A 10,568-nucleotide genomic window follows, 5' to 3' on the forward strand; every position below is an offset into this window, starting at 1 on the left:
GGTCTAGATTTTTGACTTCAATTTCTGTTGATTGATTCCTGGTCGAACAGTCCACTCGCCTCAGTTTTCCAACAATTCCTATTTTTTCATAATTAGGGGTTTCAAGACCCCCCTAGCTGCTGCCCAGAAAACCTTCACCAGCTAAGTATTTTTACTCAAGTCTCTGGAGGGGGACAGCTTATGTGACAGTTGAGGGTGCGGAATGTGGGTTTAAATTCAGTACAGCTTATTGCCATTGGCAGAATAGTACATAATTTGGGCTCTACCGAACCTGTTATGTAAAACTATCAACAACTTATGATTGTAAAGCTTGTACACTAAGGCTTTGAGTTTTTGTTAAATTGATATTTATCAACTTTAGAGCATTGCTGTGCAGAGAGTGAGCTTGAGGAATTTTCTACAGTGTAAGTTCGGAAGAACCATAATTTGTAACCGTTCAGGGGGGGTATGTCAAGCGGCCAGTGGCATTGGCTAGGTAGGGTAAACGCACCTTAATTTGGTAATTACCGGAAAAACTAGAGTTGTCATTGTAGCATGGTGTTATGATGAAGCGGTGACTAATCGAACCAGATTGCTACCGCAAAATCTTTTAAACCGCGTCCACGGGGAACCCCGTAGTTTGCCTTTTTCGGCTATGATCTTTGCATAGCAATACTTTTAGGGGTTAATGGCCTGCCAGTGAGATTCCAGTTCTCTAGCTGGTTGCGGTTTATATCCTTTAAAAGTGTCCCGAAGTCAATTTCAGCTTTAGATGTCATATTCCTTACTCTATAAGGGTTGGGGGCTATTTTAAATAGATACCATGTTTGGACAAATTCCCAAATTATTCTTAAGCTATACTGGCATACTAGATGCGGTTTAATAGAGTTATCCCTTGACTATTTGATAATGATGAACAACCAACAAAACGGGGCTTTAAAAACCCAAAGTCAAGCAAATCTGCCAGTTTTTGACCAACCAGCTTTTATCCCCTCCGTCACGCAGGAAGGAGAGGAACTCAACCTGCGTCAATTCCTTTACGTCATCAAGCATCGCTGGTGGTTAATCGTTGGCATCACCCTAGGGGTGACGGCTGCGATCGCTGCTTATACTTTCTCAAAAACCCCTATCTATCAAGGTAAATTCTTGCTGCTCATCGGTCAACCCATCGAGGAAAATAAAAGTCCTTCCGTACTGGCAGCCCAAGATATCCTACCTCAGTTAGGTGGTGAAGACATCGATTATGATACCCAAATCGCTGTTTTAACCAGTCCGCAACTCCTTAACCCCATCTTTAGTAAAATAACTCCTCAATATCCCGACTTTACCTACAGTGATTTAATTAGTAAAACTGGCAAATCTGATCTCGAAATTAGTCAACTAAAAGAGACGAAAGTTTTAGAAGTTTCCTATCAAGATGAGGAACCGGAAAAAATTAAGCTGGTTTTAGATAATTTAGCCCGTCATTACCTAAACTATAGTTCTCAGGAACGGAAGACCGAAATTAATCAAGGGTTAGATTTTGTTAACGCTCAATTGCCCGTGCTGCAGGAACGAGTTAATACTCTACAAAAACAAATGCAGCAATTCCGGCAGCAATACAATTTCCTCGATCCCGATAAAGAGGCAACTCGTTTATCACAACAGTTAACCACTACTGAACAAGATTATCGGGGTGCCCAAGTTGCCCTTAACGAAATTAACTCTCGCTATCAGGCTTTACAGCAACAGGTGGGATTAGACCCTAATCAAGCAATTATCGCTACTTATCTCAGTGAATCTCCCGGTTATCAAGATTTGCTCAAGCAGCTGCAGGAAGTAGAAGTGGAATTGGCCAAACAATCGGCAGTTTTTGCCAAGGATAGCCCGATAATCGCCACCCTAGAGGAAAAACGGGCTAATTTACTGCCCCTACTGCAAAACGAAGCCCAGAGAACCCTAGGAGAAAAACTGCCCCAGACAGTGGGTGACTCCCCTGCTTTGGTGTCACAGAGCGCTTTGCGGGTACAATTAACCCAACAATTGGTGGAAGCCGCTAACAGTCGCCAAACCCTAGAAATTAAGGTAGAATCCCTTGCCCGGGCCCTCGAACAACAGAAAGCCTCGGTCAAAAATCTGGCGGTTTTAGCCCGTCGTTATACGGATTTGCAGCGAGAGTTGGAAATCGCCACCACCAGTCTCGACCGTTTTCTGGAGGAACAACAAAAACTTCAACTCAAGGTGGCACAACAAGTGGTGCCTTGGCAACTAATTTCCCCACCAGAAGTAGGGGAAAACTTCGTTGCTCCTAAACCTATGCGAAATCTGGCTTTAGGGGTTATCGGTGGCCTTTTATTAGGACTGGGGGCGGCCTTTTTAGCTGAAAGATTAGACCCCGTTCATCATAGTGCAGATGAACTAAAAGAAGATACCAAACTACCCCTTTTGGGCGCAATTCCCTGGCAAAAAGACCTTGGCACCATCGAAAAAGTGATCACCGCCGCCCTACCACAGTTAACAGTCGGTGATCGCAAAATTACTGTCCCTAATACTACTGGGAAATCGGCCGACGAAAACCCCTCCTACTATAATTTCTCCCCCTTCTCGGAAGCTTTCCGCACTCTCAACACCAATATTCGCCTCCTCGATGCCGATTCCCCCCGCAAGTCCCTCGTGGTTAGTTCTGTATCACCGGGAGATGGTAAAACCACCACGGCAATAAATATCGCTAAGGCCGCCGCTGGTATGGGACAAAGAGTCTTACTGGTGGATGCTGACCTGCGACGACCCCAGGTTCACCATCGACTTAATCTCGATAACGACCACGGCCTTAGTAATGTCCTCGCCGAGGGTCTCGATTGGAATGAGGCAATTCAACCTCTACCCCGTTACGAGAATTTATCGATTCTTACCGCCGGTGAAATTCCCCCAGATCCAACCCGCTTGCTTTCTTCCCAGAGAATGCAGGAGATGATCTCGCGTTTACAGCAAGAGCAAGCCTTCGATCTAATTATCTATGATCTACCACCGATCGCCGCTTTTGCCGATGCCAAAATTCTCGCCGCCATGGCCACCGGACTGGTTCTCGTTACCAAACTGGGCAAAACCGATCGCTTTGCCCTGAAAAATCTGCTCGAAGATCTGAGATTATCCCATATTTCCGTGTTAGGTTTAGTGGCTAATAATGTTAGTCGGAAAAACCATAATTATCGTTACTATGGCCATTACTACGGGAAAAGATAATTAAATTAAAGATAGATCCCCCCTTAATCCCCCCTTAATAAGGGGGGTTTCGATCCCCCCTTAATCCCCCCTGAATAAGGGGGGTATCTGATGGTTTTTAACACCTAACTACTTATTGATCGGTTATCAACTTTTAATTGATGTTAAATGCGGGTTTTAATCTGGTATCGGAATGATCTGCGAGTTCACGATCACGAGGCAATTTATCGAGCCATTCAAGAACAATTAGAGATAATTCCTTTCTATTGTTTTGATGAGCGTCAATTTGGTTTTACTTCCTACGGGTTTCCCAAAACTGGCAAGTTCCGGGCTAAATTTTTATTAGAAAGCGTAGCAAATTTACGACAATCTCTGGAAGGTTTAGGCAGTAATTTAATTATCCGACGGGGAAAACCAGAAGAAATTATCCCGCAATTAGTTCAAGAATTGCAGATAGCCAGGGTTTATTATCATCAAGAGGTTACAGCAGAGGAATTAGCGGTAGAAAAGGCTGTAAATAAGGCTTTATCTATAATTCCTGTGCAGATAAAAACTTTTTGGACAGCCACTTTATATCATCCTGATGATTTACCTTTTACCCTTAATCAACTGCCGGAATTATTTACTAATTTTCGTAAACAAGTAGAACGTCATTGGGAAATAAGAACAACTTATCCCAGTCCGAAAAAGTTGACAAAATTACCTAAAATAGATTGGGGAAATCTTCCTATTTTAAAGGATTTAGGCTTAACAGAACTAATTCTAGACCAGGGAGGTGTTTTATCATTTCAAGGGGGTGAAATAGCAGGAAAATCACGGGTTAAAGAATATATTTGGGATAGTGATTCCTTAAAAACCTATAAGGAAACCCGCAATGAAATGTTAGGGACTAATTATTCCTCAAAATTCTCAGCTTGGTTAAGTTTTGGCTGTCTTTCCCCCCGTTATATTTATGAGGAAGTACAAAAATATGAGCAAACAAGAGTAAAAAATGACTCTACTTATTGGCTAACTTTTGAATTATTATGGCGAGATTTTTTTCGATTTATTTGCAGTAAACACGGGAATAAAATCTTTTATAAATCTGGTTTGCAAGAACTTAATTTACCCTGGCTAGAAGATTGGCAAAGATTTAATCTTTGGTGTGAGGGAAAAACTGGTTATCCCCTTGTAGATGCTAATATGAGAGAGTTAGCTGCTACAGGATTTATGTCAAATCGTGGACGGCAAAATGTCGCTAGTTTTCTGACCAAAAATCTCGGTATTGATTGGCGTATGGGAGCAGAATGGTTCGAGTCATTATTAGTTGATTACGATGTCTGTAGTAATTGGGGTAATTGGAATTACACTGCTGGTGTCGGTAATGACGCACGAGGATTTCGTTACTTTAATATCCCGAAACAGTCGAAAGATTATGATCCCAAAGGTGATTATTTACGTCACTGGTTGCCCGAATTAGCCCTAATAAAAGGCGATAAAATTCACGAACCTTATAAATTATCTCTGGAGGAACAAAAGCGTTATGGGGTGATTTTAGGGGTTAATTATCCTCGTCCTATTGTCGATTTTTTTCAATCAATTAAACACAACGAAAAAATTTATCTCGCCAAGTCGTTGCTGATTTGAGATATAAATCTTCTCTTGTGGGATTTTTAAAACCTAGACCCAAACTAACTTTTGGATACGATGCACAATTGCCATTCATACCTTGATTCAACAACGCCTCGAATTGGCATAGGCTTGACTTCGATTTCAACTCAGTTCCTTTATTTTATCGTGTAAGATAGTGATCGCACCACAACGCCCACCCTAATCCAATAGAAAGGCAAAAGATGACTACTACTCTTGAAAGCTTACAGGAATTTATTGATTTTTGTCAACAGCACATTACTGGCAAAGAAAGGAAAGAAGCTCAGATTTTCCTAGACCGTTTCTTTCGAGCTTTTGGTCATAAAGGTGCGTTAGAAGCGGGTGCAACCTATGAGGAGGCGATTACTAAAGGTAGCAAGAAAGGTAAAACGGGATTTGCTGATTTAGTTTGGAAACCTCGTGTTTTAATTGAAATGAAAAAGCGAGGAGAAGATTTAAGTAAGCACTATCCCCAAGCTTTTGAATACTGGAGTCGATTGGTTCCTAATCGCCCTCGCTATGTCTTATTATGTAATTTTGATCAGTTCTGGATTTTTGATTTTGATCTTCAAATAGATGAACCGGTAGATCGAGTAAATCTCAACGATTTGAAAAATCGGGTGAGTGCCTTCAATTTTATGGAAGTAGGGAATCGTACCCCTATTTTTCAGAATAATCAAGTCGAGATTACAGAAACGGCAGCGCGGCGGATGGGTGAGTTGTTTCAACTGTTAAAAAAACGCGGTCATAAAAGCGGTTTTGATGAGTTGACAGCCCAGCGATTTATTTTGCAGTGTGTATTAGCAATGTTTGCTGAGGATCGAGGATTGTTACCGAGAGATTTATTTATTTCTTGTGTACAAGAGTGTCTAAATGGGGGCAATTCCTATGATGTCTTGGGGGGATTATTTCAACAGATGAACCAACCCGGAATTACCCCCGTTGGTAAATATCAGGGAGTGGATTATTTTAATGGGGGACTGTTTAGTATAATTCATCCAATTGAATTAACTAATAAAGAATTAGAGTTTCTGGATGTAGCGGCGCGTCAGGATTGGAGTAAGATCCGTCCGGCAATTTTTGGTAATATTTTTGAGGGGACGGCTAATGCTGAAGAGCGTCATACTTACGGAATGCACTTTACCTCAGAAGCGGATATTATGAAAATTGTTCGCCCAACTATTAGCCGTTACTGGGAGGAGAAAATTGAGCAAGCTGGTACGATTGGCGAGTTAAATACACTTCAGTTAGAATTACAGCAGTATAAGGTATTAGATCCGGCTTGCGGTTCGGGTAATTTTCTCTATGTCGCCTATCAAGAATTAAAGCGCATTGAACAGTTATTAATTGAAAAGATTGCTAACCGTCGTCGTTCTGCTAGTGACCAATTACAGATTAGTTTTGTTACGCCTAAACAGTTTTATGGTATGGATATTAATCCTTTTGCTGTAGAGTTGGCGCGGGTGACTTTAATGATTGCCAGAAAGGTGGCGATTGATAAGTTTAATTTGACGGAAGCTTCTTTACCTTTGGATACTTTGGATAGTAATATTATCTGTGCTGATGCTTTGTTTACGGATTGGCAAAAAGCAGACGCAATTATCGGTAATCCTCCATTTTTGGGAGGTAAACACATGAGATTAAATCTCAGTGATGATTATGTTAATAGAGTGTTTGCAAGGTTTTCTGAGGTTAAAGACTCGGTTGATTTTTGTTCCTATTGGTTTCGTCTAGCACATAATCAATTAGATGAGAAAGGAAGAGCGGGTTTAGTCGGAACTAATTCTATTAGTCAAGGGAAAAGTCGTGTAGCGGCGTTGGATTATATTACTCACAATGGTGGACACATTCATGAGGCGATTTCTACTCAGCCTTGGTCTGGTGAGGCTAATGTTCATGTTAGTATTGTCAATTGGAGTAAAGTTGAACCAGTAAGTTATTATTTAGATAATCATCAAGTTTCTCAAATTAATTCTTCTTTGACGACGACAGTAGATATTTCCAAAGCAGTTAGACTATTAGCCAATAAAAATATTAGTTTTCAAGGAGTGATACCAGTTGGTAAGGGATTTTATATTAAGAGTGAGCAAGCGGAAAAATGGATCGAAAATGATCTTAAGAATAAAGAGGTTTTAAAATTATCATCCTCTGCTGGTGATTTAACTGATGATCCTCAGGGAAAACCTAGCCGCTGGATTATTGATTTCAATAATATGAGTTTAGAAGATGCTAGTGAATATAAATTACCTTTTGAGCATATTAAAGTAAATGTTAAGCCAGAAAGAGAGATAAATCGTGATAAGAAAGCACGTGATTTTTGGTGGATATTTTTACGTCCTCGACCTGAAATGAGAACAGCAATTGAATCTTTAGCTTGTTACTTTAGTATTCCCGCACACTCAAAATGGTTTATTTTTGTTCCTACTTCTTTAGATTGGCTACCTAATAATTCGATTCATGTCGTTGCTTCTGATGATTTCTATATTCTCGGTATCTTAACATCAAATATACATCGAATTTGGATAAAAGCCCAAAGTTCAACCTTAAAAGCCGATACTCGCTACACTCCTAACACCTGTTTTGAAACCTTCCCCTTTCCCCAGACACCTTCACGGGAACTTGTCGAAAAAATCCGTCAAACCGCCAACGAATTACACGAATACCGCAGCCAACAGATGGAGAAAAAACAATGGGGAATCACCAAACTATATAACCAATTCTTTAACGAACCCAGTAGCCAACTGTATCAACTCCATCAGAAATTAGACAAGCTAGTAATGGAGGCCTATCACTTCCAAGCTGACGACGACATCTTAGAGAAACTATTAACCTTAAACCTGGAATTAGCAGAAAAAGAGAAGCGAGGAGAAACCGTCATCGGTCCCTGGTCTCCTTACTCTTAGATTACTCTAACCCCTTACATTAGATTGAAACAATCTGAATTTCCCTGACTCGGTGCATTGGTTTGGTTGGCTTTTCGGTGGTGATTGGTTCATCAGCTTGAATTTGCAGCGCAGCAGCAACATGAAGTGCATCCATCGCCGCTAAACCGTAAGTGCCAGCAATTTCACGACTCACTGCACCCTCCTCGACGTGCAGCAAGTTCTTGTTCTATTTCCTCTTCATTGAGCAGTTGCAATCCAGCTGCGATCGCCCGATGTCGGATTTCCCATAACTTTTTGCTTAATGGTGTTTGGGGAATAAATTTAGCTTCTGGTGTTGTTTGTGACTCAGATTTAAGTATTTGAACAAATTGCCAAACTTTTTGTTGCTTTTCCGGGGTCAATTCTTGCCATTGTTCAAGTAGTTCTTCTTCTTTATCCATAAATACCTCGCTCTTAAGTAGCTGGTTATAATTAAATTAAAAATAGATTTTAGGTTCGATCCCCCCTTAGTCCCCCCTTAATAAGGGGGGTGCCGATCCCCCCTTAGTCCCCCCTTAATAAGGGGGGCATCTGATAACTTTTAACGCCTACCTACTTAAATTATGAATTATTTGCTTTTAAGCAATGCTCATTAATAAAAACCACTCCAGACACAACGGTTAGGAACTTTTTCTACATACATGACTACCATTCCACGAGTACAGCCAGAAAAGTTAACGGGTCTATCCATTGCTGGATAAGGGTTTTTGGCTCTTGTAGTAGATATGTATGGGTAGTTCAGGTGTTTTAGGTGGGAACTGGTTCACCCGGCCGCAAACTAGACCATTTACCGGTTTCGCGTAAAAAGCTTTCACAACCCACCACATCCCACTCCATTTCGATATAATCTTCCTTGGTGCGAATGTTAACGTTAATAGAAGGGTTCTTCGCTTCAAAGTCCGGTGTCTCGGTGAGATGACGTTCCTGATGTTGTGTTTCTACGGCATGATAGGTGAGACAGCGATCAACAAAATAGCAGTTAATACAAATACACATAGGTTTAACTCTATAGGTCTTTTCCGCTAATCTAGCTCAGTCTCTCCCCAAATGGGGCCAGTCAAAATTATATTTTTGTAAATTGCTCTTCTCGATGTCTTGTCAAAAAAACCTAGATAGTTTAGTTAAAGAAGTTTTTGCGATTAATCGGCAAGAATTGCCAGAAAATGCTTATTTAGTCGGTGGTGCTGTGCGAGACGCTTTATTAAACCGTCAGAAAGACTATATTGACCTAGATTTTGTGGTTCCCGAAAAAGCGATCGAAATTGCTCAAACTATTGCCCATCAGTATAAGGCCGGTTTTGTGGTTTTAGATGCCGTTCGTCAAATTGCTCGCGTCGTTTTTCCCCAGGGGACCCTTGATTTCGCACAACAGGAGGGAGAATCTCTAGAAATAGACCTAAAAAGACGGGATTTCACCGTTAATGCTCTCGCTTATAATCTCCACACCCAAGAAATTTTCGATCCTTTAGGGGGATTAAAAGATTTAGGCTGCCAATCTCTGCGGATGATTTCCCGGGAAAATCTCCAGGATGATCCCCTAAGATTATTAAGGGCCTATCGACAAGCGGCTCAATTGGACTTTGAAATCGAACCCCATACCCGTGCAACTATTCGTTCTCTTGCCCCTTTATTGCGCCGTGTAGCCGCCGAAAGGGTACAATCTGAGTTAAATTACCTTTTGCTCAATTCCCGTGGCAATAAATGGCTAAAAAGTGCCTGGGAAGATGGCTTATTATCCCTCTGGTTGCGTCGGATTACCCCCGCAAAAATGGAGCGAGTTATGGGGGTGGAAGCGGCAGCGGGATTTTTAGAATCTTTGTCACCAGAAAAATTTATCTTTTCCCCTTCTCAGTTACAGTTGACAAAATTGGCTCTATTAGTATCGGATGTTTTAGCAGAAGCGGAAAAAGAGTTAATCGAGCTTAAGTATTCCCGTGGGGAAATTCGCACGGTAATCACGGTGATTAAGTGTTTACCTCCCCTCAAGGAGGCAGATAATTTAAGTCTGCGGGAACAGTATTTTATTTATCTAAATACGGGAAAAGTATTTCCTATCTTTGCCCTTTTTGCTTTATCAATGGGGATTAACAAAAATATTGTCGCTTCTCTGTTGACTTCCTATCTCGATCCCGATAATATTATCGCCCATCCCCGACCTTTATTAAGGGGCGATGATTTAATTAACCATTTACACCTGAAACCTAGTCCGATTATCGGTAAGTTATTAACCGAGGTACAAATTGCCCAAATTGATGGCCAAGTCACAGTTTTTCAGGAGGCGATCGATTTTGCTAAAAAGTTATTATAAGTGGTTGGTTATAATTAAATTAAAAATGGATTTTAGGTTCGATCCCCCCTGCCCCCCTTGATAAGGGGGGTGCCGATAGGCGGGGGGATCTACCCTTGATAAGGGGGGTGCCGATCCCCCCTGCCCCCCTTGATAAGGGGGGTGCCGATCCCCCCTTAATCCCCCCTTGATAAGGGGGGTGCCGATCCCCCCTTAATCCCCCCTTAATAAGGGGGGTGCCGATAGGCGGGGGGATCTACCCTTGATAAGGGGGGTGCCGATAGGCGGGGGGATCCCCCTTGATAAGGGGGGTGCCGATCCCCCCTTAATGGGGGGATCCCCCTTGATAAGGGGGGTACCGATCCCCCCTGCCCCCCTTGATAAGGGGGGTGCCGATAGGCGGGGGGATCTACCCTTGATAAGGGGGGTGCCGATCCCCCCTTAATCCCCCCTTAATAAGCTATCCATTAGTCACATCTTTCTTAACATAAAATTTGACAAAAAGAGAAAAGTGTGCAAGATGGCTCAAGGGGGTTCTATGGGGGAAC

At 41.8% G+C, this 10,568-nt stretch carries 7 protein-coding genes; 4 read left to right on the top strand and 3 right to left on the bottom strand.

Annotated features, from left to right (window positions below):
- Positions 1-888: 888 nt before the first annotated feature.
- From EWV60_RS08030 to EWV60_RS08040, 3 genes are all read left to right on the top strand, one after another.
- Positions 889-3,201, top strand: coding sequence for a GumC family protein (locus EWV60_RS08030; protein ID WP_287231785.1), 2,313 nt, complete (start codon positions 889-891; stop codon positions 3,199-3,201).
- Between the two features lie 147 nt (positions 3,202-3,348).
- Positions 3,349-4,806, top strand: a complete 1,458-nt coding sequence (locus tag EWV60_RS08035; protein WP_130756518.1) for a DASH family cryptochrome — start codon at positions 3,349-3,351, stop codon at positions 4,804-4,806.
- A 206-nt stretch (positions 4,807-5,012) separates the two neighbouring features.
- Positions 5,013-7,712, top strand: coding sequence for a DNA methyltransferase (locus EWV60_RS08040; protein WP_287231788.1), 2,700 nt, complete (start codon positions 5,013-5,015; stop codon positions 7,710-7,712).
- A gap of 19 nt (positions 7,713-7,731) precedes the next feature.
- Here the strand turns inward: EWV60_RS08040 and EWV60_RS08045 are convergent, their stop codons facing one another.
- The 3 genes from EWV60_RS08045 to EWV60_RS08055 all read right to left on the bottom strand — a co-directional run bounded on the left by EWV60_RS08045 (position 7,732) and on the right by EWV60_RS08055 (position 8,729).
- Positions 7,732-7,911 (bottom strand): PIN domain-containing protein, encoded by a 180-nt coding sequence (locus tag EWV60_RS08045; RefSeq protein ID WP_002739501.1) that lies wholly within the window; start codon positions 7,909-7,911, stop codon positions 7,732-7,734.
- Positions 7,877-8,134 carry a hypothetical protein gene (locus tag EWV60_RS08050; protein ID WP_287231791.1) on the bottom strand — a complete coding sequence of 86 codons (258 nt, stop codon included), beginning with the start codon at positions 8,132-8,134 and terminating at the stop codon, positions 7,877-7,879. Before EWV60_RS08050 ends, EWV60_RS08045 begins: the two co-directional genes overlap by 35 nt.
- A gap of 346 nt (positions 8,135-8,480) precedes the next feature.
- A complete protein-coding gene (locus EWV60_RS08055; RefSeq protein WP_002795917.1) occupies positions 8,481-8,729 on the bottom strand; it encodes a Ycf34 family protein in 249 nt (82 codons plus the stop codon).
- Positions 8,730-8,823: 94 nt separating this feature from the next.
- On the opposite strand from EWV60_RS08055, the gene EWV60_RS08060 reads away from it, so the two are divergent.
- Entirely contained in the window at positions 8,824-10,041 is a 1,218-nt protein-coding gene (locus EWV60_RS08060) for a tRNA nucleotidyltransferase/poly(A) polymerase-related protein (protein WP_287231793.1), read from the top strand.
- Positions 10,042-10,568 lie beyond the last annotated feature (527 nt).

This window comes from Microcystis sp. Msp_OC_L_20101000_S702, assembly GCF_007095705.1.
Lineage (GTDB): Bacteria > Cyanobacteriota > Cyanobacteriia > Cyanobacteriales > Microcystaceae > Microcystis > Microcystis ichthyoblabe_A.